Genomic DNA, 25,274 nt, shown 5'->3' with positions numbered 1-25,274 from the left:
CTTGCGAAAGCGCGGAATGTCCCGTGCATCAACTCCGGCTGGCCTCGCCCCATCGGGCATCGTTCGGGAGGTTCAGGTCCCGGTCGACCGTCTCGGGCACGGAGCGGGTGACCAGGAACGACACCAGCATGGTGAGCGACATGTAGAGCGCCACCGGCACCCAGGACTTGTCGAACCACAGCATCAGCGAGGCACACAGGATCGGAGCGATGCCGCCGCCGATGATGGACGAGAATTCCCGCCCGAGCGTGACGCCGGCGTAGCGGTAGCGGCAGCCGAACATTTCGGGAAAGAAGCTCATGTGGACGCCGGTGACGCCTTGTGCGGCCAGCATGTAGCCCAGCACGACGATCAGGACGATCAATGCCGGCGATCCCGTGTTGAGGCCCGGGAAGGTGAGGAACGGCGTCGCGACCAGCGTGCCGGTGAGGAGCAGGGTCATCCGGCGCCGGCCGTAAAGGTCGGACAGCCACCCGGCGACGAAGGCCGCGAGAGCGGCGAAGAGCGAAGCGGCGAGCTGCACCGGCGGGATGAACCGTGCCTCGACGCCGACGACCGAGATGAGATACGACATCAGGAAGACCTGATAGGTGTAGGACTGGGTGGAGACGCCCCAGTTCATGAAGATCACCTTCAGAACGCTTCGGATGCCGTGCCGGGCCACGACCTTCAGCGGGGCTTGCTCGGCGACATGGCCCTGCTCGCGCAGCGCGGCGAAGACCGGGCTCTCGGCGAGCTTGGACCGGATGACCATGGCGGCGATGGTGACGACGATGCTGCTCCAGAAGATGGCCCGCCAGCCCCAGCGCATCAGCTGCTCGTCGGGCAGCTGCTGCACGGCGATCCAGGCCACGGCCCCGAGGCCGGTGCCGAGGGCGGCTCCCACCATGATGAAGGAGGACAGGCGGCCGCGCTGGCCGCGCGCCGCCGTCTCCGTGAGCAGGGTCGCACCGCCCGATTGCTCGGCACCGGCGCCGAAGCCCTGGAGGAAGCGGCAGACCACGAGCAGCAGCGGCGCCCAGATCCCGATCGCCTCGTAGGTCGGCAGGCAGCCGATCGCGAAGGTGGCGCCGCCCATCAGGAACAGCGTCGTCACCAGCACCCATTTGCGCCCGAGCACCTCACCGAAATGGGAGAAGAAGAGGCCGCCGAGCGGGCGGGCCAGGAACCCGATCGCGTAGGCCCCGAAGCTGGCGATGATGCCCGCGGCCGGCGAGATGCTCGGAAAGAACAGCTTGCTGAAAACCAGTGCGGAGGCCGTGCCGTAGATCACGAAATCGTAGTTCTCGAGCATGGTTCCGACCAAGCCCGCGATCGCGGCCCGTTTGGTCGGGGACGCGTCGTGCTCGGTGGCGTCCGACCGCACGACGTAAGCGGCATCAGCCATGGACATCCTCCCCTTCGTTGCGTTCCATGATGAGATGTGCAGCGCGATGTCCGGCCCCGGACGGCGGCGGATGACGGCAGCCGCCCTCGGGCCGGGTGATGCGGGCCGCGGCGGCCCGAGACCGGTGCCCGGCCGGATGGCGCCTTCAGCCGGCGTGGACGACGTTGACGAGCGGGAGGCCCGCGTGGAGCCGCCGGATGTTGTCGGCCACGTCGCGCACCCGGCCCTCGAAGGTCTGCCGGGTGACGCCGGAGACGTGCGGCGTGAGCAGCACGTTGTCCAAGGCGCCGAAGTCGACGTCGCTCGGCGCGGCGTGGGCGCCCGCCGTCGGATAGCTGTACCAGACGTCGATGACGGCTCCGCCGATCCGCCGCTCGGCCAGGGCCGCGTGGAGGGCGGCGGCATCGACCAGGGGTCCGCGGCCGACGTTGATCAGCACGGCGTCGCGCGTCATCAGCGCGAGCCGGCGCGCGTCGATCAGGTGCCGGGTCTCGGACGAGAGCGGCAGGCAGAGCACCACGAGGTCGCTCTCGCCGAGGAGGCGGTCGAGACCCGTCATCGGCCCGATCCAGGCCAGCCCCTCGGCGGCGGCATCGGGCGGACGCCGCGTCACCGCGATGCCTCGGACACCGAAGGACCGCATCACTCTCCAGGTCTCGCGGCCGATATGGCCGTAGCCGACGATGCCGAGCGTCGCGCCCGCGAGCGTCGACGGCTGCGGCCGGTGCGGTTCGTAGACGGACGAGGCCCAACGGCCCTGGCGCAGGGCCCGGTCCTGGGCGAGAAGCTGGCGCCGCACCATGATGCCGGTGGCCGCGACGTATTCGGCGATCGAGGTTTCGTGACGGAATGTGTTCGCGCACGAAACCCCGGGCGGCAGGGCCGTGAGATCGATGCCGTCATGGCCCGCGCCGCCGACATGGACGAGGCGCAGGCCCTCGGCCGCGTCCGCCATCGCCCGCGTGAAGCGCGGCCCGACATAGACCGCGGCGCCGGGCAGGTCGCGCCGCACCGCCGCTTCGTCGAAGGCCGGGTGCCACGCCACCACCGCGCCGCCGGGCAGCAGCTCCTCCATCAGGGCGCGGTGGGGGTGGAAATTGGCGTCGGCGATCACGATGCGCATCGCTTCGGCGGCCCGACCCGGGCCGGACTCGAACGTCATCTCTCGTCTCCCCTGCGCCCGTCCCTCGTGGGATCGGACCCGCGTTCCCCCGACGGCCGCGCTCCGACCCGGACGGACGGGCGCGGCGCGATCTGATGTCAGGTTGTCATACAGCCGATAGCATGACAAGGTGGAGCCCATGATGAGTTCCGCGATGCACCTCGATGCGATGCAACCGCGCCCGAACCTGGCCCTCGACGCGGCGGATGCCCTCGCCCGCTCGATCCGGGACGGATCGCTGGCCCCCGGCGACCGCCTCCCCTCGGAGCACGAGATCGCCCGCCGCCTCGGGGTCAGCCGCCCCGTGGTCCGCGAGGCGATCGCCTATCTCAAGGCCGACGGCATCGTGGAGAGCCGGCGCGGGCTCGGCCTGTTCGTCAACACGCAGGACACGCTGCGCCTGCGCGTGGCGGAGATCGCGGCTTCGGAGCAGTCACTCCTCGAATTCCTGGAGTTCCGCCTGGGTCTCGAGGTCGAGGCGGCGCAACTCGCCGCCCTGCGGCACGCGCCGGACGACATCGCCCGCATGGAGGCGGCCCTCGCCGGACTGGCGGAGGCCGACGAGGCCGGCCGCGACAGTGCCGAGCAGGATCTCGCCTTCCACCTCGCCATCGCCGACGCGGCGCACAACCCGCTCTTCGCCAAGGTCCTGGCCTTCGTGTCGGCACCGCTGCTCAACTCGATCCGGACGATGCGCGCCAAGGACCGGGGGGCGCGCGTCCATGTCGAGATCCGGCGCAGCGACCATCGGCGCATCCTCGAGAGCATTCGCGCCGGCGACCCGGCCGGGGCCGAGGCGGCGATGCGCGACCACATCGGCGAGTCCTATCGCCGCTATGCCGGCGGCATGTCCCGGCCGGGCGTGGCCCTGCGGCCGCATCCGGCGCTCCGGCACCGCCCCTGAAGGAGCACGAACAGCCCCATGAGCGCCTCCGAGACCCGTCCTGTGACGACGCATCCTTTCGACCTGACCGGCCGCACCGCCCTGGTCACCGGCTCCTCGCGCGGCCTCGGGCGCGCCATGGCGGAGGGGCTCGCGGCGGCCGGCGCCCGGATCGTCCTCAACGGCGCCGACGAGGCGCGCCTCGCGACCGCCGTCGCCGAGATGGCGGCGGCGGGCCACGACGTGCTCGCGGCCCGCTTCGACGTCACCGACGAGGCCGCCGTGACCGCTGCCTTCGCGGATCTCGACGCGAGCGGCGTCGCGGTCGACATCCTGGTCAACAATGCCGGCATCCAGTTCCGCCGGCCGATGCTGGAACTCGACACGGCCGATTGGCGGCGGGTGATCGACACCAACCTGACGAGCGCCTTCGTGATCGGCCGCGAGGCCGCCCGGCGCATGGCCGCCCGCCGCCGCGGCAAGGTGATCAACATCGGGTCGCTGACGAGCGAACTCGCCCGGGCGACGGTGGCGCCCTACACGGTGGCCAAGGGCGGCATCAAGATGCTGACCCGGGCGATGGCGGCCGAGTGGGGCGAACTCGGCATCCAGGCCAACGCCATCGGGCCGGGCTACATGCTCACCGACATGAACCAGGCCCTGATCGAGAACCCGACCTTCGACGCCTGGGTCAAGGGGCGGACGCCGGCGCGGCGCTGGGGCCGGCCCGACGAGCTCGCGGGCACCTGCGTCTACCTCGCCTCGGCGGCCTCCGACTACGTCAACGGCCAGATCATCTACGTCGACGGCGGGATGCTCGCCGTCCTGTGAGGCGCGAACGGTCCGGCACCGTCCCGGCACCGAGCGGCGCCGATCACCCCGCTGGCGGCCGGTCCCGGCGCGACCGACCTTCTCCCGCAAACCCACGAGACAGGAAGAGCGTCATGCCAGCCCACGATGCGCTCGGCGTCGTCATCCACGCCCCCCGCGACCTCCGCATCGAGCCGGTCGCACCGATGCCGCCCGGCCCCGGCGAGGTGCGGATCCGGATCGAGGCCGGGGGCATCTGCGGCTCCGACCTGCACTACTTCAATCACGGCGGCTTCGGGACGGTTCGTCTCAAGGAGCCGATGGTGCTCGGCCACGAGATCGCCGGCACCGTGGTCGAGGTCGGGCCCGACGTGACGGGCCTGGGCGTCGGCACCCGGGTCGCCGTCAACCCGAGCCGGCCCTGCGACCGGTGCCGCTACTGCCGTGAGGGCTTGCGGCACGAGTGCCTCGACATGCACTTCATCGGCAGCGCGATGCGTTTCCCCCACGCGCAGGGCGGCTTCCGCCAGAGCCTGACCGTGCGGGCCGAGCAGGCCTTGCCGATCGCGGAGGAGATCGGCCTGGGCGAGGCCGCGATGGCCGAGCCCCTGGCGGTCTGCCTGCATGCCGCCGCGCAGGCGGGCCCGCTCCAGGGTCGGCGCGTGCTCGTGACGGGCTGCGGGCCGATCGGTGCGCTCGCGGTCCTCGTCGCCCGGCATGCCGGCGCGGTCGAGGTCGTGGCGACGGACATCGCCGAATTCCCACTCTCGCTGGCCCGGCGGGTCGGCGCCACGCGGACGATCGACGTCGCGGCGGATCCCGATGCCCTCGCGCCCTACGGCGCCGACAAGGGCACGTTCGACGTCCTGTTCGAGTGCTCGGGCAATGGTGCGGCGCTGGCCGGCGCGCTGCCGCTGCTGCGGCCGGGCGGCATCGTGGTGCAGGTCGGGCTCGGCGGCGACATGACCCTGCCGGTCAATCTGATCGTCGCCAAGGAGCTGCAGCTGCGCGGGACCTTCCGGTTCGACCGGGAATTCGCCCTCGCGGTCGCCCTGCTGGGTGAGCGTCGGATCGACGTGCGGCCGCTCGTCACCGCGACGATGCCGTTCCGCGAGGCGCCGGCGGCCTTCGCCCTGGCGCAGGACCGCACGCGGTCGATGAAGGTGCAACTCGCCTTCTGAGACCCCTCTCTCCGAACCGGACCCCATGACGGCGCCGCGCCCGCGCGCCGCGAGGACCTTGCGATGAAGATCACGGCCATCGAGACCTTGCGGACCGAGGAGTTCGGGAACGTCCTGTGGGTGCGGGTGCACACGGATGCGGGGACGATCGGCCTCGGCGAGACCTTCTACGGGGCAGGCGCCGTCGAAGCCCATCTGCACGATGTCCTCGCCGGCCGATTGCTGGGCCGCAACCCGCTCCACATCGAGGCGCTGCACCGGGAGATGTCCAACCTGCCGATGGCGCAGGCCTCGACCGGTGCCGAATCCCGCGCCACCTCGGCGGTCGACATCGCGCTCTGGGACCTCTTCGGCAAGGTCTGCGGCCAGCCGGTGCACCAGATGCTCGGCGGCCTGTGCGCGGATCGGATCCGGGTCTACAACACCTGCGCCGGCTACCGCTACGTGCGCACGAACAGCATCAAGCCGGTCGCGACCTGGAACCTCGGCGGGGAAGCGGACGGGCCCTACGAGGACCTCGCCGGCTTCATGACCCGGGCCGACGCGGTCGCGGAGAGCCTGCTGGAGAGCGGCATCACGGCGATGAAGATCTGGCCGTTCGATCCGGCGGCGATCGAGAATCACGGCCTGTTCATCACGGCCGCGCAGATGAAGGCCGCGATCGCGCCGTTCGAGAAGATCCGCCGGGCGGTCGGGGACCGGATGGAGATCATGGTCGAGTTCCACTCGCTCTGGAATCTGCCGGTCGCCAAGCAGATCGCGCGGGCGCTCGAACCCTACCGGCCGACCTGGTACGAGGACCCGATCCGGATGAACTCGCCCCAGGCGCTGGCGGAGTATGCCCGGGCGACGGATGTCTGGGTCTGCGCCAGCGAGACCCTCGGGACGCGCTTTCCCTTCAAGGACATGCTGGAGCGGGACGCGACCCATGTGGCAATGGTGGACCTGTGCTGGACCGGCGGGCTGACCGAGGGCCGCAAGATCGCGTCCCTTGCCGAGACCTACCACCGTCCCTTCGCACCCCACGATTGCACCGGGCCCGTGGGATTCGCCGCAGCCGTCCATGCCTCGTTCAGCCAGCCCAACACGCTGATCCAGGAATCGGTTCGGGCCTTCTATACCGGCTGGTACAAGGAACTGGTCGACACCGTGCCGCGCATCGAGGACGGATACGTCTATCCGATGGAAGGGCCCGGGCTCGGCGTCGACCTCCTGCCCGCGGTCTATGCGCGGCCCGACCTGACGGTGCGGCGCTCCACGCTCTAGAGGGACGCCCCTTGCCCAACCCCAGAGCGCTGGAACACCCTATTTCGGAATCATTTGGCTATGATGCGAAATCATCTGCCATGCCGCGCCGTCCTTCTCGAAGATATTGGTCACGAACGTGTCGAAGATCAGCGGATCTCCGCCGCTGCGCGGTTGCAGCTTGGCGCTTTCCATCCCGATGACGTATCCGATCTTGCCATCCGAGTAGATTTGCGCAATGGACGCCATGGAGCCGTCCATTTGTGAAAAGAAGTCAAATGATTTTGCCCAGTATTTAGAAACCGCAGCGTCATAGCCCACGAGCACAGTCTTGCTGCGTGGGCCAATATTCACGACGTACGGCTTGTTCGCCCAGACTGCCTCCATCGCTTTCAGGTCCCGCGCCGACAGCGCGGCATAGAACGCCTGATTGGCTGTCTTGATCGCCTCGACGTCGGCGGACTGCGCGTTCGCGTCCTTGCTCCTCATCAGCAAAGGCGTTGCGGCGAGCACCGCAGCGGCACCGAAAATTTGCCGTCTTTCCATCGCCAACCTGCCGTTGTTTTGAGTCTACGACAACTAAATTAGTACGCTCGTCCCTGCAACGCAACAGACCGAAGTGAGGCATGTCAAATACTTTGGCTTAGGTCTCGCTCGCTGCCCACGACTGGGTGGTAAGGGCAAGGCCGTGGTGATCTGCCACCATCTATGCTCCCTCTCAGCCATCGATGACCACGTCGGATCCTATGCGGATCATGTCGCCTTCGCACGACATGGAGCTTGCTACGAGGTCCGCTCATACGGTCGCCCGCTCGCTGGGCTCGTCACCGGCTCTGGATCGGACGCGGAACGTCCGCTTTCTGATCGAAAGCCAAGGACCGATTCCAACCCTCAGCGGCCCTTCGCACGGTCACGCTGATTGGGTTTTGACCTGAGAACAGGCTTCGTCCGGATCGATATGTGAAGCCTGCTTCAGGTCTTCGATTTCGCCACGTGTCCTATGCTGCCGCAGGAACCACGTCAGCAGGGCGTGCCCTCGACGATGACGCATGAGACCGATGTCATGTCCCATGACCGGTGGTTCCGTTCTCGAATTCGCCCTCAGCTGCTTTCGCGGGAGTGGTCGCCGGTTCTGCGACGAAACGAGACCCCGAGCGGACGAGGCGCTGCCGCCGCAAGCCCGCTCAGGCGACGATCTCCGTCGTCAGCGGGTCCCGCGTCGCCTCCTCCAGGCAGCGGATGAAGTTGCGCACGGCCGTCGTCACCAGGAGGTCGGGCCCCTGCACCAGGGCGAGCGCGGCGGTGGGCGCCGGCTCCGCCAGCCGCAGATAGGCGACGCCCGGCGCCCGGATCTGACGCATCGAGGCGGGGACGAGGGCGACGCCGACGCCCGCCGCCACGAGGTTGACCGTCGAGGCCATCTGCGGCGCCTCCTGGACGATGTGCGGGCTGAAGCCGGCCCGGCCGCAGGCCGCCACGATGGCGTCGTAGAGGAGCCGTCCGTTCACCCGCGGGTAGACGATGAAGCTCTCGGCCGCGAGCGCCGCGAGGTCGAGCCGCTCCTCCCCCGCGAGGGCGTGCTTGGCCGGGAGCGCGGCCCAGAGGGGCTCGTCCGGCAGGGCCGTGCGGCGCAGGCCCTCCGTCTCGTCGGCGGCGGCGCGCACGAAGGCGAGCTGAATGCGGCCCTCGCGCAGGGACCGCAGCAGGACCGTCGTGACCTGCTCCTGCAGGGCCAGGTCCATCTCCGGATAGGCGTCCCGGAACCGCCCGATCGTGCCGGTGACGATCGGGTTGAACGAGGCCGAGGAGGTGAAGCCGATGCGCAGCTCCCCGAGTTCGCCCTTGGCGGCGCGCCTCGCCGCGGCGGCGCCCTCCTCCGAGGCCGCGAGGGCGGCCCTGGCGAAGGGCAGGAAGGCGCGCCCCGCCTCGGTCAGCTCGACCCCGCGGGTCAGGCGGTGGAAGAGCTGCGTTCCGAGTTCGTCCTCCAGCTGGCGGATCTGCTGGCTCAGCGCCGGCTGGGCGACCCCGAGCCGCTGCGCGGCCCGGGTGAAGTGGAGTTCCTCGGCCGCTGCCAGGACGTAGCGAAAATGCCGGAATTCCATAAGCAGGACGCATGGCTTCGGGACCTTCGCCTTATTAGACGCTATCGCCCGACCGGGCTATGGTCCCTCCCCGAGAGAGCCGCCCCAGATGGCCCGCTGAGGAAACGCCGCCGTCCGCGCTGCCCCCCGGGGGCGCGCGGACGCTGGGCGTCCGGGCCGCGGGGCGCTCACCGTGAAGGAGCACGCTGCCATGTCCCGACCCCAGGACCTCACCCGGCCCCTGAACTTCATTGGTGGCGAGTGGACGCGGTCGTCCGGCGGCGCGACCCTCGACGTGGTGGAGCCGGCCACCGGCGAGGTCGCCGGCACGATCGCGGACAGCACGCAAGAGGATGTCGACCGCGCCGTCGCGGCGGCCCGGGAGGCCTTCGACCACGGCGCCTGGGGCCGCACCTCGGCGCTCGACCGCAGCCGCCTGCTGATCCGCCTCGGCACGCTGATCCAGCGCGACGCCGAGCGCCTCGCGGGGATCGAGGCCCGCGACACCGGCAAGCCGGCGAGCGTCGCCAAGGCCGACATCGTGGCGCTCGCCCGCTACTTCGAGTTCTACGGCGGGGCCGCCGACAAGCTCCACGGCGAGACGATCCCCTACCTCAACGGCTACTTCGTCACGGTCACGCACGAGCCGCACGGCGTCACCGGCCACATCCTGCCCTGGAACTACCCGGCCCAGATGTTCGGGCGCACGCTGGCTCCCGCGCTGGCGGTCGGCAACGCCACCGTGCTCAAGCCCGCCGAGGATGCCTGCGCGACCGCGCTGGCGCTCGCCGACCTCGTGACCGAGGCCGGCTTCCCGCCGGGCGCCGTCAACATCGTGACGGGCCGCGGCGCCGGGGCGGGCGCCGCGCTCGCCGCGCATCCGGGCGTCGACTTCGTATCCTTCACCGGCTCGCCGGAAGTCGGGCAGATCATCCAGAAGCTCTGCGCCGACCACTTCATCACCTGCACGCTGGAGCTCGGGGGCAAGTCGCCGCAGATCGTGTTCGCGGATGCCGACCTCGACGCGGCGATCCCGGTGATCGTCAAGGCGATCATCCAGAACAGCGGCCAGACCTGCTCGGCGGGCAGCCGCATCCTGATCGAGCGCGCGGCCTACGACGCGGTGATCGCGCGGCTGACGTCCGCCTTCGCGGCGGTGCGCGTCGGGCCGCCCGCCATGGACCTCGATTGCGGGCCGATCATCACCGAGAAGCAGCGGCGGCGCGTGCAGGGCTTCATCGACCGCGCGGTGGCGGACGGCATCCCGGTGCTGGCGGAAGGGCAGATCGCCGAGGGCGCGCCCGCGAACGGGTTCTACGTGAAGCCGACCCTGTTCGGGCCGACCCCGCGCGACAACGCCATCGCGAGCCAGGAGGTGTTCGGCCCCGTCCTGGTGGCACTGCCCTTCGACGACGAGGAGGACGCGGTGGCGCTCGCCAACGGGACCGAGTACGGCCTCGTGGCGGCGGTCTGGACCCGCGACGGCGGGCGCCAGATGCGGCTCGCCCGGCGGGTGCGCACCGGCCAGATGTTCGTGAACTGCTACGGGGCGGGCGCGGGCATCGAACTGCCCTTCGGCGGCTCGGGCAAGAGCGGCCACGGGCGCGAGAAGGGCTTTGCGGCGCTGCACGATTTCAGCAAGACGAAGACGACCGTGTTCAACCACGGCTGAGCGAGGCGGGTGAGGGAGGATGACGATGAAGCTTGAGAACAAGATCGCGGTGGTGACCGGAGCGGCGAGCGGCTTCGGCGAGGCGACCGCGCGCCTCTTCGTGGAGAACGGGGCACGGGTCGCCATCGCCGATCTCAACGGCGACAAGGCGGCCGAGGTGGCCCGCTCGCTGGGCGAGGAGAGGGCGATCGCAGTCAGGACCGACGTCTCGTCGCGGCCCGACATCGACCGGCTGCTGGCCGAGGTGACGGGCCGCTTCGGGACGCCGGACATCATCGTCAACAACGCCGGCTACACGCACCGCAACCGGCCGCTCCTGGAGGTCGACGAGGCCACGTTCGACCGGGTCTTCGACGTCAACGTGAAGTCGATCTACCACATGGTCCAGGCGGCGGCCGCGGCGATGCGCGACAACGGCGGCGGGGTGATCCTGAACGTCGGCTCGACGGCCGGCATCCGGCCGCGGCCGGGCCTGACCTGGTACAACGCCTCGAAGGGCGCCGTGAACCTGATGTCGAAGTCGCTGGCGGTGGAGCTGGCGCCCTGGAAGATCCGGGTCAACGCGATCTGCCCGGTGATGGGCGTGACCGGGATGCTGGGCGACTTCATGGGCGTGCCGGACACGCCGGAGAACCGCGCGAAGTTCATCGCCACCATCCCGCTCGGCCGGCTCAGCGAGGGGCGGGACGTGGCCGAGGCCGCGCTCTACCTCGCGGCGTCGGACTTCATCACCGGCGTGGAACTGCCGGTGGATGGCGGGCGCACGGTGTGAGCCGCGCCTGAGCCCTCCCCCCTCTGCGGGGGAGGGTGGACTGCGGAGCAGGCCGGGAGAGGGGAACCACGCTTCCGCAGGTGACTGAGCCGTGGTGCAGGGCGCCAAATCCTGAAACGTGGCTCCCCTCTCCCGCCCCACTCCGTGGGGCACCCTCCCCCGCAGAGGGGGGAGGGTTCAGTGCTGCGCGCGGATCGTGAAGACAGGAGCACCCCACCCATGCCCGTCATCCAGGCCGCCGACCTCACCGCCAGCGTGGCCGACGCGCTGCAATACATCAGCTACTACCACCCGCTCGACTACATCCAGGCCCTCGCCGCGGCCTACGAGCGGGAGGAATCCCCCGCCGCCCGGGACGCGATCGCGCAGATCCTCACGAACAGCCGGATGTCGGCGGAGGGCCACCGTCCGATCTGCCAGGACACCGGCATCGTCACCGTGTTCGTGAAGTGGGGCCAGGGCTGCACGCTCGCCGCGCACGAGAGCCTGCAGGCGGTCATCGATGCGGGCGTGCGCCGCGCCTATCTCGACCCGGGAAACCCGCTGCGCGCCTCGATCGTGTCGGACCCGGCCTTCGCGCGCAAGAACACGCGCGACAACACCCCGAGCGTGCTCCACGTCGAGATGGTCCCGGGCGACACAGTCGAAGTGACCGTGGCGGCCAAGGGCGGCGGCTCGGAGAACAAGGCCAAGTTCAAGATGCTCAATCCGTCGGATTCGCTGGTCGACTGGGTGCTGGAGACCGTGCCGACGATGGGCGCCGGCTGGTGTCCGCCGGGGATGCTGGGGATCGGGATCGGCGGCACGGCCGAGAAAGCCATGGTGATGGCCAAGGAATCCCTGATGGCCCCGATCGACATGGCGCAGCTGAAGGCGCGCGGGCCGGCGAACGAGATCGAGGCCCTGCGCATCGACCTCCACGACAGGGTCAACGCCCTCGGCATCGGCGCCCAGGGGCTCGGCGGCCTCACCACCGTGCTGGACGTCAAGATCCTCGACTGGCCGACCCATGCGGCCTCGAAGCCCGTGGCGATGATCCCGAACTGCGCCGCGACGCGCCACGCCCATGTCGTCCTCGACGGGTCCGGCCCGGCCCTGCTGCCGGCGCCCGACCTCGCCGCCTGGCCGGACGTGGCCTGGGCGCCCGACGCCCGGGCCCGCCGGGTCGATCTCGACGCACTCACGCCGGCGGAGGTCGAGAGCTGGAAGGCGGGCGACCGGCTGCTCCTGTCGGGCCGGATGCTCACCGGGCGGGATGCCGCGCACAAGCGCATCGCGGACATGCTGGCCCGCGGCGAGACGCTGCCGGTCTCGTTCGAGAACCGGGTGATCTACTACGTCGGCCCGGTCGATCCGGTGGGGGACGAGGCCGTGGGACCGGCCGGCCCGACCACCGCAACCCGCATGGACACGTTCACCGACGCCATGCTGGGCCTCGGGCTGCTGGCGATGATCGGCAAGGCCGAGCGGGGACCGGCCGCGATCGCCGCCATCGCGGCCCATCGCCGGGCCTATCTCACGGCGGTCGGGGGGGCGGCCTACCTCGTGTCGCGGGCGATCCGGTCCAGCCGCGTGCTGGCCTTTGGGGATCTCGGCATGGAGGCGATCTACGAGTTCGAGGTCCGGGACATGCCCGTGACGGTGGCGGTCACCGCCGAGGGCGAGAGCGTGCACGCCGCGGGGCCGCTCGCGTGGCGGCGCCCGCCGGTCCGGGCGGTGGGCGGGGCGTAGGATTCCGCCGATCCGGCGCGCACCCGGAACACCGGCTCACGCGCGCGGCGCGGTCTCCCGCACCGAGGGCCGGTCGCCCTGCGCGTCGCGGAACGCCGCGAGCCGCGGGACGATCCCGCGCCAGTCGCTGTCGGGGAACCGGAACACGAGGTAGTCGAGCGCCGTCACCGCCGCGATCGGCGCGAGGTCGAAGGTGCCCCCCTCCGGCAGCGCCGCGTCGAGACGGCGGAGCCCCTCGCGCATGGTGCGGTAGCGCTTCTGCCCCACCATCCCGGCGTCGAAGTCCGGCGCCGACTTGCGCCCGATGATCACCGCCACCGCGGCGTCGAACACCCCGACGGCGAGCCCGGCGCAGGACAGGGCGGCCGCCCCGGTCAGCATCGCCGGCTCCGGCCGGAGCGCGTCGAGGTGGCGCACGATCAGCAGCGCCTCGGTCAGCGGCGCGCCCTCGGCGGTGATGAGGGTCGGCACGCGGCCGGCCGGGTTGGCGTCGAGGAAAGCCGGGTCGTCCGCCCAGGCATCCACGAAGGCGGTCTCGACGGAGGCGTCGAGCCCCTTCTCGATCAGGGCCATGCGGACGATGCGCACGAAGGGCGAGGTCGGGTTGGCGAAGAGCTTCACGGCTTTCACTCCCGTCAGCCGGTGGTCAGGGGGCAGCCGCTCTTGTCGGCCGGCGTGAACAGGGTCTCGCCCGGGATGGTCTCGATGATGCGGTAGAGGTCGGCCTTGCCCTTCGACTCCTTGGGGCTCTTCACCTCGACGAGCTGCATGTCCATCACCACGCGGCCGTTCGCCTGGATGCGCGGGTTCCCGTAGAATCCGTCGGTGATCGGCATCTCCTTCATCAGCTTGTTGACCACGGCCGCGTCGTCGGTGCCGGCCTTCTCGACCGCCTGCAGGTAGTGCAGCACCGAGGCGTAGGCGGCGGCGTGGCCCATGGTCGGGACCACGTCGCCGTTGCGGGCCATCAGGCGCTTGGCGAAGGCGCGGCTGGCGTCGTTCGCGTCCCAGTAGAAGTTCACCGCCATGCGGATGCCCTGGGCCGCGTCGAGGCCGAGCGCCACCGTGTTGTTGGTGAAGACCAGCATCGCCACGACCTTCGAGGTGATGCCGAATTCCCGCGCCTGCTTGATCGTGTTGACGAGGTCCGGCCCGGCATTGGCGAGCCCGATCACGTCGGCGCCCGAGGCCTGCGCCTGGATCAGCTGCGAGGACAGGTCGGTGGCGCCGAGCGGGTGGCGCACCTCCCCGACCACGCTGCCGCCCGCCGCCTTCACGGCCTTGCCGGCATCGGCCGCGAGGCCCTGCCCGAACACGTAGTCGGCGGTGATGAAGTACCAGCTCTTGCCGCCGGCCTGCACCACGGCGCCCGCCACCGCCTTGGCGAGCTCGCCCGTCGAGGGCACCCACTGCGTGCCGTAGGGCGAGCAGCCGGCTCCCGAGAACTGCGAGGCGTAGCCGCCCGTCACCATCGTGGTGATCTTGCGCTCCTTGGCATAGGCCTGCACGGCGAGGCCCACCGAGCTCGCGCCGCCGAGCACGAAGGCCGAGACGCCGCGCTGGTCCACGAGCTGCCGGGCGAGGCCCGAGCCGATATCCGGCTTGTTCTGGTGGTCGACGCCGATCACCTCGATCGGCCGGCCCAGCACCTTGCCGCCGAAGGACTCCGCCGCCAGGGTGGCGGCCAGCACCATGTTGGGGCCGCCATTCCCGGAATACATCCCCGACAGGTCCTCGATCACGCCGATGCGAAACGGCGTCTGGGCGGCGACGGGCGCCGCGAGGGCGGTGGCGAACAGGCCGGCGAGCGCGACGCGTCGCGTCCAGGATGTGCGGGGCATCGGCGTTCCCTCGGATACGCACCGGTCTTTGCGCGCCCGGAGACGGGCGTCGGAGCGGTGCTTGTGGATCGCCGGGTTATCGCCGCCCGGGGCGGCCTGGTCCAATAGCGCGCACCCTCGTCTTCCATCGATGCTGCTTATGGCAGGGCGTCGTCTTGATGAGGCCGAGACCACGCCCGCCATACGCCGCGGTTATCGAACGCAGCCGCCGTTTCTATTGGACGCGGCGGCCGCTTGACGGCACCACCGGGAGGAGAGCCGGCCGGACCGGCCCGCGCGAGAGGGCCGGACAGCGCCCTGCACCGAGGAGACGCCCGCATGATCACGACCTTCTTCATGCCGACCCGGATCGTCGCCGGCGCGGGGGCGCTCGCGACGATCGGCACGCTCGCCCGCGACCTCAAGATGACGCGGGTCCTGGTCGTGTCCGACCCGGTCATCTCGGCCCAGGGCTTCCACGCGGACGCCCTCGCGGCACTTCGGGAGGCTGGGATCGCGGTGGCGCGCTTCGACGAATGCGGCATCGACGCGCGCTGCTCGCACATCGACGACCAGGGCGAACGGGTGCGCCGCGACGGGCTCGACGGAGTCGTGTGCGTCGGCGGCGGCTCGGTGATGTGCACCGGCAAGGGCATCGCCATCGTGGCGACGAACCACAAGCCGATGGCGGAGTGCACCGGCGTCGGGCAGTTCGACCGCAAGGCCCTGCCGATGATCATGGTGCCGACCACCGCGGGCTCGGGCTCCGAGGTCTCGCAATGGACCATCGTCAAGGACGAGGTGCGCCACCTCAAGCTCCTCGGCGGCGGTCCCCTGAGCTTCCCGGACGCGGCGATCCTCGATCCCGTCACGCTGCGCTCGCTGCCGATGCACGTGGCGGCCCTGCCCGCTGTCGACGCGCTCACGCACGGCGTCGAAGCGTATCTGAGCGGCATCGCCTCGCCCCTCACCGACGCGGTGGCGCTCGCCGCGGTGCGGCTGCAGCACGCCTCCCTGCGCGCCTCGATCAACGCGGACGACGACCGGGCCCGCGCGGACAACCTCGTGGCCTCCTGCATGGCCAACATCGCCTGCGGGAATGCCCGTCTCGGGCACGGCCACGCCCTGTCCCTGCCGCTGGAGGGGCATCTCGACCTGCCCCACCCGTACGGGGTCGGGGTTCTGTTGCCGCACGTGATCGCCTTCAACCTGACGGTTCTGCCCGAGAAGGTGAGGCCGCTCGCCGAGGCGCTGGAGGTCGAGGCCGCCGGGCTCTCCCGGCCGGAGACGATCGCGGCCTGCGCGGCGGCGGTGCGGGCGCTCTACGCCGATATCGGCTTCCCGGAGAGGTTCACGCCCGCGCAGCTTCCCCGCGACCGGGTGCGCGAGATGGCGAGCCGGGCGGTGCCGGGTCTCTACGCGGGCATCGCCGCCAAGGATTTCGACCCCGCGACCGCCACCGACCGCACGCCCATCGCCAGCCCGGCGGCGCGGCGGATGACCGTGCGCCAGGCGGAGGAGATGCTGGAGCGGTGTCTGTAGGGCGAGCGCCGGACGCGCCGAAATCGGATTGCGGTTTGTGACGGGCGGGGTCGAACCATCTGCGCGTCAGTTGGCCCTCCAAGCCGCCGCGCCGACGGCGATCATCGCACAGGACAGCCACAGGAGCCCGACCCAGGGAGCGACAGGGCCGGCAGCGATGCCCGATGGCAGGGCGATGATTGCGATCATGGTGCCGATGCCGACGGCCGGCAGCGTGAGCCGGGCGGTGATGGTGAGGGCGGTGTGCATGGGACGAGCCTCCGAGGAGACGTCTCCTCGCGCGCAGGGTCGGGGCCATCGCCGAAAGCCACAAGCGTCGCGTGCCCTGTTTCGGGGTGACCAGCGCCCGTTCCTCGTCCGGGACATCCGAGGCGGTCGATCATGGCTCCGCTGCTGGTCGGCGATGACGCCCTCTCCCATGGCTCCACGCGTCGCTCATGTCGGTTTCATCCTCCAGATCCTTTGCATCTGTCGGTTTAAGCCGACATAGAAGGGTGGGAAACGGAGGTACCTGCATGCGTCGCGGTCACTTGCTGAGGACCCCGCCCTACGAGGTCGAGGCAGCCCTGAAGCGGTTGGGAACCGACCTGCGCACCGCTCGCTTGCGCCGCAACATCACCCTGGTCGAGATCGCGGACCGGATCGGCGCGAGCCGGGAGGTGGTCGCCGAGGCCGAGCGCGGCAAACCGTCGACCAGCGTCGCCATCTACGCCGCTCTGCTGTGGTCTTACGGCATGGTCGAGCAACTCGGTGCGCTTGCCGATCCTGCGAACGACGCCGAGGGACTTCGCTTCGCATCCTTGCGCGAACGGCGCCATGCCCGGGCGCCCCGGCCGCTCGACGACGATTTCTGAGCGCGCCGATGCCCGAGGCCTACGTCTACATCACCCTGCCGGGCGCCGTGGCGGCCGTCACCGCGGGCCGCTTCGAGCACGTCGTCGACCGCTCGGGCGTCGCGGTCGGCCGCTTCGTCTACGGCCGCCGTTATCGCGAGCGTCAGGACGCCGTCGAGATCGATCCTCTCGAACTGCACCTCGGTCGTGCGCGGTTCGAGACCGTGCGCCTCAATGGCGTCTTCGGGGCGCTCCGCGATGCCGGCCCGGATTATTGGGGCCGTCGGGTCATCGAGAAGCATGCCGGCCTCGCACGGCTCGACGAACTCGACTACCTGTTGTCCTCCCCCGACGATCGTGCCGGCGCCCTGGGCTTCGGTCTGGGCGTGGAGCCGCCAGCACCGGCGCGCGCGTTCAACAAGACTTGGGATCTGGCGAAACTCCAGAGCTTGGCCGATGCACTGCTCACGGACGAGCCGCCCGGGGACGCCGCTCAGGTGGAGGACCTGCTGCTGCTCGGGACATCCATGGGAGGCGCCCGCCCCAAGGTGGTGGTCGAGCATGACGACGCGCTGTGGCTCGCCAAATTCAACCGGCCCGACGACCGCTGGAACATGGCGCGGGTCGAGCATGCGACCCTGGAACTCGCGCGCCGGTGCGGCCTGCAGGTTGCCGTCTCGCAGATTACCGCTGTCGGCGGCCGGGACGTGCTGCTGGTGAAGCGCTTCGACCGCGAGCATGCCGCGGGGGGCTACACCCGTGCCCGCATGATCAGCGCCCTCACGCTGCTCATGACCGACGAGACTCCGGATGGACGCGCGCGCTGGTCCTACATCCTCCTGGCCGAGACGCTGCGGCGGATCAGCGAGCGGCCGCGGGAGGACGCGCACGAGTTGTTCCGCCGGATGACGTTCAACGCTCTGGTGTCCAACATCGACGATCATCCCCGCAACCACGCAGCGGTCGCGCCGATGCGGGGCTGGCGGCTTTCGCCGGCCTACGACCTGACGCCCACACCTGCCGTCGCCGAGGAGAGGCGGGATCTCGCCATGGTCTGCGGTCGCCAGGGCCGGTTCGCGAACGCCGCAAATCTCGTCAGCGAGTGTCGGCGGTTCCTGCTGACGACGGAGGAGGCTGGCGCCATCGTCGATGACATGGAACGGGTGGTCCGCGGGCAGTGGTACGGCACGGCGCGCGAATGCGGCGTCAGCGAAAGCGACTGCGACGCCATCCATCGCGCCTACGCCTATCCGGGCTTCCGACGCTGACCGCGCGTGGTGCTCTCGGGTTTCATTCGCCAGGGTCCGCGGCGCCGGTGGAAACTCATACTGCTTCAGGACTGCCCTCCGGGTGCGCGCCACCCCACCCTTGACGCCTCCGCCGCTTTGTGGCTTTGTCCGTACAAATCAGGGAGGACACCATGCCCGCAGGCGGCACCCGCCAAGCCACCCGCCAAGTCACCCCGTTCGGCCGCTACCTCGAGGATTTCACCATCGGGGATGTCTACGAGCACCGGCCCGGGCGCACGGTCACGGAGTCGGACAACATCAACTTCTCCCTGATGACCATGAATTTCCACCCGATGCACTGCGATCGGGCCTTCGCGGAGAAGAGCGAGTTCGGGCGACCGCTGGTCAATAGCGGGCTCAGCCTCGCCATCGTGCTCGGCATGACGGTGGCGGACGTGAGCGGCAAGGCCATCGCCAATCTCGGCTGGCGGGAGATCAACCTCACCGGGCCGGTCTTCCCGGGCGACACGCTCTACGCGGAATCCGAGGTGCTGGAGAAGCGCGAGTCGCGCTCGCGCCCGACGCAGGGGATCGTCACGGTCAAGACCCGGGCCTTCAAGCAGGACGGCACGCCCGTGATGGACTTCGTGCGCAGCGCCCTGGTGCCCAAGCGCGGCCACGGCGTCGGCGAGGGCTGAAGCCGGACACCGGACCCGCGCCGAGAACGGCCGGGCCGACCTTGAGGGAGGAATCCGGACCATGCCCCAGACGCCCATCGTCAATGCGGGAGCGCGCCTCGACCGCCTCCCGATCGCCCGCTTCCACTGGCGCATCCTCGGCCTGATCGGGGCCGGGGCGGCCCTCGACGCCTTCGACATCTACCTCGCAGGCGGCGTCATCGCGGCGATGCTGAAGGAGGGCTTCTCGACCCCGGCCCAGAACGCCACCTTCGTGTCGGTGACCTTCGCCGGGATGCTGATCGGGGCCGGGCTCGCTGGATTCATCGGCGACCGCCACGGGCGGCGCGCCTCCTACCAGTTCAACCTCGGCCTGTTCGGCCTCGCCTCCCTGGCGGCGTGCTTCGCGCCGACCATCCTGCTCCTGACCCTCTGCCGCTTCGTGATGGGCGTCGGGCTCGGGGCGGAGCTCGTGGTGGCGGCCGGCACGCTGTGCGAGTTCGTGCCGCCCGCCTATCGCGGGCGCTGGATCGCCATCCTGGGCATCCTGACCAATTCCGGGCTCTTCGTCGCCACCAGCGTCGGCTACCTCGTCATCCCGGCCTTCGGCTGGCGGGCGATGTTCGCCATCGCGGGGATCGGCGCGATGGCGATCTGGCTCCTGCGCAAGCGCATGCCGGAATCGCCCCGCTGGCTGGAAGCGGTGGGCCGGCGCGAGGAGGCGGAGCGCACCCTCCAGGCCATCGAGGCGGAGGTGGCGGCCGGCCGCGCCCTGCCCCCGGTGGCGACCGTGCGCAGCCTGGAGGTGCCCGCCGCGCCCTTCCTCGCCCTGTTCGCCCCCGCGATGCGCGGGCGCACGGTCGCGGCGGCGCTCACCTGCATGACGGTCAACGTCTCGGTCTACGGCTTCGTCGCGTGGCTGCCGACCTTCCTGGTGGGCCAGGGCATGAGCGTGGTGCAGTCGCTGGGCTTCACCACCCTGATGTCGCTCGGCAGCATCGCCGGGGCGCTGGTCGGCATGGCGCTGGGCGACCGGGTCTCGCGGCAGCGCTCGCTCGTCGGCACCTGCCTCGCCATCCTGGTGCTGGGCTCGGTCTACGCGACCCTGCGCGAGCCCCTGGAGATCACGCTCGCCGGCTTCGCGCTGGTGACCAGCATCTACACGCTCGTGACGCTCGGGCTCTACGCCTACATCCCGGAGCTGTTCCCCACCCATCTGCGCCTGCGCGGCACCGGCTTCGCCGGCATGTGCGGCCGCGCCGCCTCGATCGCCACGCCCTTCCTGGTCGTGAGCCTGTTCGGGGCCTTCGGCGTCGCGGGCGTGCTCGGCATGGTCGCCTGCATGCTGGTGCTGCTGATCGCCGCGATCCTGCTCCTGCGCGTCGAGACCGGCGGCCTGTCGCTCGACGCGAGCGACGTCGAGATCGGCGCGGCCGCCCGCCCCACGGCCGCGCCGGCCGGCCTGCACCGCCACGCCTGACCCCCTCGCGAAGGATCACCCGCCATGGACATGAAGACCCCCGCCGAGCACCTCGACGACGAGATCCTGATCCTCGACGCGGTCGATCGCTTCCTCGCCGCCGACGTCAAGCCCTACGTCCACGACCTCGAGGCGCGGGACGAGTACCCGGCCGCCATCGTCGAGGCGATGAAGGAACTCGGCCTGTTCGGCTGCCTGATCGAGCCCGAATACGGCGGGCTCGGCCTCTCCACCGCCACCTACGCCAAGATCATCGAGCGGATGTCGGCGGTGTGGATGTCGGTCAGCGGCATCATCAACTCGCACCTGATCATGGCGATGGCGGTGCAGCGCTTCGGCACCGAGGCGCAGAAGCAGGCCTACCTGCCGCGCTTCGCCACCGGCGAGCTGCGCGGGGGCATCGCGCTCACCGAGCCCGATTGCGGCACCGACCTGCAGGCGATCCGCACCACCGCCCGGCGCGACGGCGATGATTACGTGGTCAACGGCACCAAGACCTGGATCACCAACAGCTATTACGGCAACACCTTCGCGCTGCTGGTGAAAACCGATTCCGCGGCCACGCCCCGCCACAAGGGCATGAGCCTGCTCATCGCCGAGAAGGGGCCCGGCTTCACGGTGAGCCGCAAGCTGCCGAAGCTCGGCTACAAGGGCATCGACACCTGCGAGATCGCCTTCGCGGATTACCGCGTCCCGGCGGACCGCGTCATCGGCGGCGCGGAGGGGCGCGGCCTGCAGCAGATCCTGGGTGGGCTCGAACTCGGCCGCATCAACGTGGCGGCCCGCGGCGTCGGCGTCGCCGAGGCGGCGCTGAAGGAGGCCGTGGCCTACGCGCAGGTGCGCAAGACCTTCGGCAAGCCGATCTGCGAGCACCAGGCGATCCAGCTCAAGCTCGGCGAGATGGCGACCCGGGTCGAGGCGGCCCGCCTGCTGACCTACCGGGCGGCCGAGGCGTTCGACCGCGGCGAGCGCTGCGACATGGAGGCCGGCATGGCGAAGTACTTCGCCACCGAGGCGGCGGTCGAGAACGCCACCGAGGCCATGCGCATCCACGGCGCCTACGGCTACTCGAAGGAGTACAACGTCGAGCGCCTCTACCGGGACGCCCCGCTCCTCGTCATCGGCGAGGGCACGAACGAGATGCAGCGCATCATCATCGCCAAGCAGCTCGTCGAGAGGAACCGGGTATGACCACCCTCCCCCTCGCCGGCCTGCGGGTGCTGTCCGTCGAGCAGTACGGGGCCGGCCCGTTCGGCACCCAGCATCTCGCGGATCTCGGCGCCGAGATCGTCAAGATCGAGAACCTCGCGGATGGCGGCGATATCGGCCGTCACGTGGGGCCGCATTTCCTGGAGCCGGGGGACAGCCACTTCTACGAGGCGTTCAACCGCAACAAGCGCTCGCTCGCCCTCGACCTGAAGGCGCCGGACGGCCAGGCGGTGCTGCGGCGCCTCGCGGCGGAGGCCGACGCAGTGTTCAACAACCTGCGCGGCGACCTGCCAGCCAAGCTCGGCCTCGACCATGCCAGCCTCGAAGCGGTCAACCCGGCGCTGGTCTGCGTCCACCTCTCGGCCTATGGCCGCGAGGGCTCGCGGGCGGCCTGGCCCGGCTACGACTACCTGATGCAGGCGGAGGCGGGCTACCTCTCGGTCACCGGCGAGCCGGACGGCCCGCCGGCCCGGATGGGCCTGTCGATCATCGACCTGATGACCGGCACCACCGCCGCCATGGCGCTGCTCGCGGGCGTGGTCGAGGCGCGCCGGACCGGGCGGGGCCGCGACTTCGACGTCAGCCTGTTCGACGTCGCGCTCCACAACCTCTGCTACGTGGGATCCTGGTACCTCAACAAGGGCGTGGTGACCGGCCGCGAGCCGCGCTCCAGCCACCCGTCCCTGACGCCGAGCCAGCTCTACCGGACCGGCGACGGCTGGATCTTCATCATGTGCCAGAAGGAGAAGTTCTTCCGCGTGCTCGCGGACCTCCTCGGGCATCCGGAATGGCTGGACGACCCGGATTTCGCGACCTTCGCGGCGCGGCTCGCCCACCGCCCGCGGGTCAACGCGGCGATCGACGCGGCGCTCGCCCACCGCACCACCGCCGAGTGGATGCAGATCCTCGGCGGCAAGGTGCCGGTGGCGCCCGTGCACGACGTCCGCGAGGCGCTGGAGAGCGACTTCGTGCGCGAGCAGGAGCGCGTCCTCGCCTTCGCGCATCCGCGGCACGGGGCGATCCGCGGCATCGCCTCGCCGGTGCGGGCGGCGGGCGCAGCCCATCCCACCGCCGCCGCGCCGGCCCTCGGCCAGGACACCGACGCGATCCTGGAAGCGGCGGGCTTCCCGGCCGACACGATCGCGGATTTCCGCGCCCGGGCCGTGGTGCGGTGACGGCCGATCCACGGCCTTCCCTGCGGCAGCGCGTCCGCTCGTCTGGGCGAAACCACGGGCGCGTCCAGTATATGGGGCATCCACGCCCCGTCCGGGCCCGACCCCGCCCAGGTCCCTGATCCCATGTCCCTGATCGCCCCGCAGCCCCGCTACCTGCAGCTCGCCCAGACCCTGATCAGCGAGATCGAGTCGGGCCGCTACCCCGTCGGCGGCCTGATGCCGACCGAGTTCGCGCTCTGCGAGCAGTTCGGCGCCAGCCGCTTCACCGTGCGCGAGGCGATCAAGCGGCTGGTGGATCTCGGCCTGGTGAGCCGGCAGGCGGGGGTCGGCACCCGCGTGCTCAGCACGCAGCCCCGCACCGCCTACCGGCAGGTGATGCAGGGTATCGCCGACCTGCAGCAATATACCGCCGAGACCGAACTCGAGATCCTCGACGTCGAGATGGCGCCCCTCGACCCGGAGATCGCGGCGCTGGCCCAGGCGCCGGCCGGCCAGTCCTGGCTGCACATGCGCGGCCTCCGCCACCGCGAGGGCGTGGCGGCGGCGCCGCTCTGCGTGACCGAGATCTACATCCACCCCGCCTTCCGCTCCGTGCGCGAGGTCGGCGGGCGCTCCGCGGTGCCGGTCTACCTGCGCCTGGAGGAGCAGTTCGGGGAGAGCGTCGCGGAGGTGCAGCAGCAGATCCGCGCGGTGGCGCTCACCCCCGAGCAGGCGCTCCGCCTCGGCGCCGAGGCCGGGGCGCCGGCCCTGTGGATCTGCCGGCTCTACCTCAACCGCCGGGGCGAGGTGATCGAGGTGGCGATCAGCGTGCATCCGGCCGAGCGCTTCAGCTACTCGGCCGTGTTCCGCCGCGAGCGGGCCCCCGCCCGCGGCCCGGAGGGATCCGATGAGGCGTGAGCGCAGCTACCTGTTCTGTCCCGGCGACCGCCCCGAGCGCTTCGCCAAGGCGCTGGCGAGCGGCGCCGACCGGGTGGTGCTCGACCTGGAGGACGCCGTCCTGCCGGACGCCAAGGCGGGCGCCCGGGACGAACTCGCCCGCTGGTTGGCCGATGCCGCACCGGGATCGGCGCTGGTGCGCGTCAACGCGGTCGCGACGCCCTGGCACGCGGACGACGTCGCGGCGCTGGCGGGGCTGCCGGGCCTCGCCGGGCTGATGCTGCCGAAGGCCGAACGCCCCGACGACGTCCGGGCCCTGCGCGCCGCCCTGCCGGCGGACAGGGTGATCGTTGCCCTGGTCGAGACGGTGCGGGCGGTGGCGGAGCTGCGGGCGCTCGCAGGGACGCCGGGTCTGCAGCGTCTCGCCTTCGGGTCGGTGGATTTCTGCACCGAGGCCGGCATCCGCGGCCAGGGCCGCGAACTCGACTTCGTGCGCGGGCAGTTCGTGCTCGAATCGGCGCTCGCCGGGCTCGCGGCGCCGGTCGAGGGCGTCACCGTCGCGGTGCGGCAGGAGGATGTCCTCGCCGAGGACGTGGCGCGGGCGCGCCGCTTCGGCTTCGGGGCCAAGCTCTGCATCCACCCCTCCCAGGTCGCGGCGGTGAATGCCGGCTTCTCGCCGGGCGAGGCGGAGATCGCCTGGGCGCACCGGGTGGTGGAGGCCTGTGCGACCGGGCGCGGGGCGATCGTGGTCGACGGCAAGCTCGTGGACCGGCCGATCCGCCTCCAGGCCGAAGCGATCCTGGAACAAGCCGGGTGACGAGCGCCCTCGACCTCGTGGCGGAGGCCTTCGCCCCGCTGCACGGGCGCTCCCTCCTCGACATCGGCTGCGGAGCGGGGGCGCTCGCCCGCGCGCTCGCGGCGCAGGGTGCCCGGATGGCCGGGATCGATCCTTCCGCGCCGGCGCTGGCGGCGGCCCGCGACGCCCTGCCGGAGGCGGATCTGCGGCTCGGTGAGGCGCAGGCCCTGCCCTGGCCGGACCGGACCTTCGACGGCGCGGTCTTCTTCAACTCCCTCCACCATCTGCCCGCCGACGAGATGGGACCGGCCCTGCGCGAGGCTGCCCGGGTGACGGGCCCGGGCCGCGCCGTCGTGGTGGTCGAGCCCCTCGCCGAGGGCAGCTTCTTCACGGCGATGCGGCCGGTGGAGGACGAGAGCGCGGTCCGGGCCGAGGCGGCGGCGGCGCTCGCCGCGGCCGTGGCCGAGGGTCTCGCGGTGACGGTGCTGGACCGGACGGTCGAGCGCGTCGAGACCTTTCCGGATCTCGACGCCTTCCTCGCCCGCGTCACGGCGGGCGACCCGGCCCGGGAGGCGGCGGCCCGGGCGCATCGGGACACCGTCGCGGCGGCGTTCCGCGCGCAGGCGGAGCGGGGGGACGGGGGCTATGGGCTACGCCAGCCCCTGCGGGTGGTCGTCCTGCGGGTCGCGCCGGGGGGAGGTTGAGAGGGCGCC

General features: G+C 71.0%; 24 protein-coding genes. 17 read left to right on the top strand and 7 right to left on the bottom strand.

Annotation, left to right across the window (positions count from 1 at the left end):
- Positions 1-28 precede the first annotated feature (28 nt).
- Both ACW9J6_RS00840 and ACW9J6_RS00835 read right to left on the bottom strand, forming a co-directional pair.
- Positions 29-1,387: an MFS transporter gene (locus ACW9J6_RS00840; RefSeq protein WP_457114521.1), complete on the bottom strand. Its 1,359-nt coding sequence runs from the start codon at positions 1,385-1,387 to the stop codon at positions 29-31.
- A gap of 145 nt (positions 1,388-1,532) precedes the next feature.
- The gene (locus ACW9J6_RS00835) at positions 1,533-2,549 is read right to left on the bottom strand and encodes a 2-hydroxyacid dehydrogenase (RefSeq protein WP_457114520.1); all 1,017 of its coding nucleotides are present in this window, start codon (positions 2,547-2,549) and stop codon (positions 1,533-1,535) included.
- Between the two features lie 139 nt (positions 2,550-2,688).
- On the opposite strand from ACW9J6_RS00835, the gene ACW9J6_RS00830 reads away from it, so the two are divergent.
- The 4 genes from ACW9J6_RS00830 to ACW9J6_RS00815 all read left to right on the top strand — a co-directional run bounded on the left by ACW9J6_RS00830 (position 2,689) and on the right by ACW9J6_RS00815 (position 6,689).
- On the top strand, positions 2,689-3,453 hold the full coding sequence (locus ACW9J6_RS00830) for a FadR/GntR family transcriptional regulator (protein WP_457114519.1): 765 nt from the start codon (positions 2,689-2,691) through the stop codon (positions 3,451-3,453).
- 42 nt (positions 3,454-3,495) lie between these two features.
- Positions 3,496-4,263, top strand: coding sequence for an SDR family oxidoreductase (locus ACW9J6_RS00825; protein ID WP_457114726.1), 768 nt, complete (start codon positions 3,496-3,498; stop codon positions 4,261-4,263).
- A 113-nt stretch (positions 4,264-4,376) separates the two neighbouring features.
- Positions 4,377-5,423, top strand: a complete 1,047-nt coding sequence (locus ACW9J6_RS00820; protein WP_457114518.1) for an L-idonate 5-dehydrogenase — start codon at positions 4,377-4,379, stop codon at positions 5,421-5,423.
- 63 nt (positions 5,424-5,486) lie between these two features.
- Positions 5,487-6,689 (top strand): mandelate racemase/muconate lactonizing enzyme family protein, encoded by a 1,203-nt coding sequence (locus ACW9J6_RS00815; RefSeq protein WP_457114517.1) that lies wholly within the window; start codon positions 5,487-5,489, stop codon positions 6,687-6,689.
- Between the two features lie 39 nt (positions 6,690-6,728).
- Here ACW9J6_RS00815 and ACW9J6_RS00810 read toward each other — a convergent pair whose 3' ends face one another.
- Together ACW9J6_RS00810 and ACW9J6_RS00805 are read right to left on the bottom strand one after the other, a co-directional pair.
- On the bottom strand, positions 6,729-7,214 hold the full coding sequence (locus ACW9J6_RS00810; RefSeq protein ID WP_457114516.1) for a nuclear transport factor 2 family protein: 486 nt from the start codon (positions 7,212-7,214) through the stop codon (positions 6,729-6,731).
- A gap of 638 nt (positions 7,215-7,852) precedes the next feature.
- Positions 7,853-8,770 (bottom strand): LysR family transcriptional regulator, encoded by a 918-nt coding sequence (locus ACW9J6_RS00805; protein WP_457114515.1) that lies wholly within the window; start codon positions 8,768-8,770, stop codon positions 7,853-7,855.
- Between the two features lie 190 nt (positions 8,771-8,960).
- On the opposite strand from ACW9J6_RS00805, the gene ACW9J6_RS00800 reads away from it, so the two are divergent.
- From ACW9J6_RS00800 to ACW9J6_RS00790, 3 genes are all read left to right on the top strand, one after another.
- Positions 8,961-10,421: an aldehyde dehydrogenase family protein gene (locus tag ACW9J6_RS00800; protein WP_457114514.1), complete on the top strand. Its 1,461-nt coding sequence runs from the start codon at positions 8,961-8,963 to the stop codon at positions 10,419-10,421.
- A 25-nt stretch (positions 10,422-10,446) separates the two neighbouring features.
- Positions 10,447-11,193 carry an SDR family oxidoreductase gene (locus tag ACW9J6_RS00795; protein WP_457114513.1) on the top strand — a complete coding sequence of 249 codons (747 nt, stop codon included), beginning with the start codon at positions 10,447-10,449 and terminating at the stop codon, positions 11,191-11,193.
- 219 nt (positions 11,194-11,412) lie between these two features.
- Entirely contained in the window at positions 11,413-12,924 is a 1,512-nt protein-coding gene (locus tag ACW9J6_RS00790) for a fumarate hydratase (protein ID WP_457114512.1), read from the top strand.
- 36 nt (positions 12,925-12,960) lie between these two features.
- Here ACW9J6_RS00790 and ACW9J6_RS00785 read toward each other — a convergent pair whose 3' ends face one another.
- Complete coding sequence (locus tag ACW9J6_RS00785; protein WP_457114511.1) at positions 12,961-13,545, bottom strand: glutathione S-transferase family protein; 585 nt, start codon at positions 13,543-13,545, stop codon at positions 12,961-12,963.
- A 14-nt stretch (positions 13,546-13,559) separates the two neighbouring features.
- The gene (locus ACW9J6_RS00780; protein ID WP_457114510.1) at positions 13,560-14,765 is read right to left on the bottom strand and encodes an ABC transporter substrate-binding protein; all 1,206 of its coding nucleotides are present in this window, start codon (positions 14,763-14,765) and stop codon (positions 13,560-13,562) included.
- Positions 14,766-15,083: 318 nt separating this feature from the next.
- On the opposite strand from ACW9J6_RS00780, the gene ACW9J6_RS00775 reads away from it, so the two are divergent.
- Positions 15,084-16,286: an iron-containing alcohol dehydrogenase gene (locus tag ACW9J6_RS00775; RefSeq protein ID WP_457114509.1), complete on the top strand. Its 1,203-nt coding sequence runs from the start codon at positions 15,084-15,086 to the stop codon at positions 16,284-16,286.
- 66 nt (positions 16,287-16,352) lie between these two features.
- Here the strand turns inward: ACW9J6_RS00775 and ACW9J6_RS00770 are convergent, their stop codons facing one another.
- Complete coding sequence (locus tag ACW9J6_RS00770; RefSeq protein ID WP_457114508.1) at positions 16,353-16,535, bottom strand: hypothetical protein; 183 nt, start codon at positions 16,533-16,535, stop codon at positions 16,353-16,355.
- Between the two features lie 266 nt (positions 16,536-16,801).
- Between ACW9J6_RS00770 and ACW9J6_RS00765 the strand changes: the two genes are divergently transcribed.
- From ACW9J6_RS00765 to ACW9J6_RS00725, 9 genes are all read left to right on the top strand, one after another.
- Positions 16,802-17,140 carry an XRE family transcriptional regulator gene (locus ACW9J6_RS00765; RefSeq protein WP_457114507.1) on the top strand — a complete coding sequence of 113 codons (339 nt, stop codon included), beginning with the start codon at positions 16,802-16,804 and terminating at the stop codon, positions 17,138-17,140.
- A gap of 8 nt (positions 17,141-17,148) precedes the next feature.
- Positions 17,149-18,387 carry a type II toxin-antitoxin system HipA family toxin gene (locus ACW9J6_RS00760; RefSeq protein WP_457114506.1) on the top strand — a complete coding sequence of 413 codons (1,239 nt, stop codon included), beginning with the start codon at positions 17,149-17,151 and terminating at the stop codon, positions 18,385-18,387.
- 152 nt (positions 18,388-18,539) lie between these two features.
- Positions 18,540-19,046 carry a MaoC family dehydratase gene (locus ACW9J6_RS00755; protein ID WP_457114505.1) on the top strand — a complete coding sequence of 169 codons (507 nt, stop codon included), beginning with the start codon at positions 18,540-18,542 and terminating at the stop codon, positions 19,044-19,046.
- 61 nt (positions 19,047-19,107) lie between these two features.
- Complete coding sequence (locus ACW9J6_RS00750; RefSeq protein ID WP_457114504.1) at positions 19,108-20,505, top strand: MFS transporter; 1,398 nt, start codon at positions 19,108-19,110, stop codon at positions 20,503-20,505.
- Positions 20,506-20,529: 24 nt separating this feature from the next.
- Positions 20,530-21,696 (top strand): acyl-CoA dehydrogenase family protein, encoded by a 1,167-nt coding sequence (locus ACW9J6_RS00745; protein ID WP_457114503.1) that lies wholly within the window; start codon positions 20,530-20,532, stop codon positions 21,694-21,696.
- Positions 21,693-22,889, top strand: a complete 1,197-nt coding sequence (locus tag ACW9J6_RS00740; protein WP_457114502.1) for a CaiB/BaiF CoA transferase family protein — start codon at positions 21,693-21,695, stop codon at positions 22,887-22,889. The genes ACW9J6_RS00745 and ACW9J6_RS00740 overlap by 4 nt, the downstream gene beginning before the upstream one ends.
- 123 nt (positions 22,890-23,012) lie before the next feature.
- A complete protein-coding gene (locus ACW9J6_RS00735) occupies positions 23,013-23,786 on the top strand; it encodes a GntR family transcriptional regulator (protein ID WP_457114501.1) in 774 nt (257 codons plus the stop codon).
- Positions 23,776-24,582, top strand: a complete 807-nt coding sequence (locus tag ACW9J6_RS00730) for an HpcH/HpaI aldolase/citrate lyase family protein (RefSeq protein WP_457114500.1) — start codon at positions 23,776-23,778, stop codon at positions 24,580-24,582. Before ACW9J6_RS00735 ends, ACW9J6_RS00730 begins: the two co-directional genes overlap by 11 nt.
- Positions 24,579-25,265, top strand: coding sequence for a class I SAM-dependent methyltransferase (locus ACW9J6_RS00725; protein WP_457114499.1), 687 nt, complete (start codon positions 24,579-24,581; stop codon positions 25,263-25,265). The genes ACW9J6_RS00730 and ACW9J6_RS00725 overlap by 4 nt, the downstream gene beginning before the upstream one ends.
- Positions 25,266-25,274: the final 9 nt, after the last annotated feature.

Source organism: Methylobacterium sp. JK268, assembly GCF_054052225.1.
The sequence above is the reverse complement of the archived record's forward strand: the minus strand, read 5'-3'. Positions and strand labels throughout refer to the sequence as shown.

Bases quoted from the DNA above. Each gene is read 5' to 3' on its own strand.
- ACW9J6_RS00840 (WP_457114521.1), bottom strand. From the start codon at position 1,387: ATGGCTGATGCCGCTTACGTCGTGCGGTCGGACGCCACCGAGCACGAC.
- ACW9J6_RS00835 (WP_457114520.1), bottom strand. From the start codon at position 2,549: ATGACGTTCGAGTCCGGCCCGGGTCGGGCCGCCGAAGCGATGCGCATC.
- ACW9J6_RS00830 (WP_457114519.1), top strand. From the start codon at position 2,689: ATGATGAGTTCCGCGATGCACCTCGATGCGATGCAACCGCGCCCGAAC.
- ACW9J6_RS00820 (WP_457114518.1), top strand. From the start codon at position 4,377: ATGCCAGCCCACGATGCGCTCGGCGTCGTCATCCACGCCCCCCGCGAC.
- ACW9J6_RS00815 (WP_457114517.1), top strand. From the start codon at position 5,487: ATGAAGATCACGGCCATCGAGACCTTGCGGACCGAGGAGTTCGGGAAC.
- ACW9J6_RS00810 (WP_457114516.1), bottom strand. From the start codon at position 7,214: ATGGAAAGACGGCAAATTTTCGGTGCCGCTGCGGTGCTCGCCGCAACG.
- ACW9J6_RS00805 (WP_457114515.1), bottom strand. From the start codon at position 8,770: ATGGAATTCCGGCATTTTCGCTACGTCCTGGCAGCGGCCGAGGAACTC.
- ACW9J6_RS00800 (WP_457114514.1), top strand. From the start codon at position 8,961: ATGTCCCGACCCCAGGACCTCACCCGGCCCCTGAACTTCATTGGTGGC.
- ACW9J6_RS00795 (WP_457114513.1), top strand. From the start codon at position 10,447: ATGAAGCTTGAGAACAAGATCGCGGTGGTGACCGGAGCGGCGAGCGGC.
- ACW9J6_RS00790 (WP_457114512.1), top strand. From the start codon at position 11,413: ATGCCCGTCATCCAGGCCGCCGACCTCACCGCCAGCGTGGCCGACGCG.
- ACW9J6_RS00780 (WP_457114510.1), bottom strand. From the start codon at position 14,765: ATGCCCCGCACATCCTGGACGCGACGCGTCGCGCTCGCCGGCCTGTTC.
- ACW9J6_RS00775 (WP_457114509.1), top strand. From the start codon at position 15,084: ATGATCACGACCTTCTTCATGCCGACCCGGATCGTCGCCGGCGCGGGG.
- ACW9J6_RS00770 (WP_457114508.1), bottom strand. From the start codon at position 16,535: ATGCACACCGCCCTCACCATCACCGCCCGGCTCACGCTGCCGGCCGTC.
- ACW9J6_RS00765 (WP_457114507.1), top strand. From the start codon at position 16,802: ATGCGTCGCGGTCACTTGCTGAGGACCCCGCCCTACGAGGTCGAGGCA.
- ACW9J6_RS00760 (WP_457114506.1), top strand. From the start codon at position 17,149: ATGCCCGAGGCCTACGTCTACATCACCCTGCCGGGCGCCGTGGCGGCC.
- ACW9J6_RS00755 (WP_457114505.1), top strand. From the start codon at position 18,540: ATGCCCGCAGGCGGCACCCGCCAAGCCACCCGCCAAGTCACCCCGTTC.
- ACW9J6_RS00750 (WP_457114504.1), top strand. From the start codon at position 19,108: ATGCCCCAGACGCCCATCGTCAATGCGGGAGCGCGCCTCGACCGCCTC.
- ACW9J6_RS00745 (WP_457114503.1), top strand. From the start codon at position 20,530: ATGGACATGAAGACCCCCGCCGAGCACCTCGACGACGAGATCCTGATC.
- ACW9J6_RS00740 (WP_457114502.1), top strand. From the start codon at position 21,693: ATGACCACCCTCCCCCTCGCCGGCCTGCGGGTGCTGTCCGTCGAGCAG.
- ACW9J6_RS00735 (WP_457114501.1), top strand. From the start codon at position 23,013: ATGTCCCTGATCGCCCCGCAGCCCCGCTACCTGCAGCTCGCCCAGACC.
- ACW9J6_RS00730 (WP_457114500.1), top strand. From the start codon at position 23,776: ATGAGGCGTGAGCGCAGCTACCTGTTCTGTCCCGGCGACCGCCCCGAG.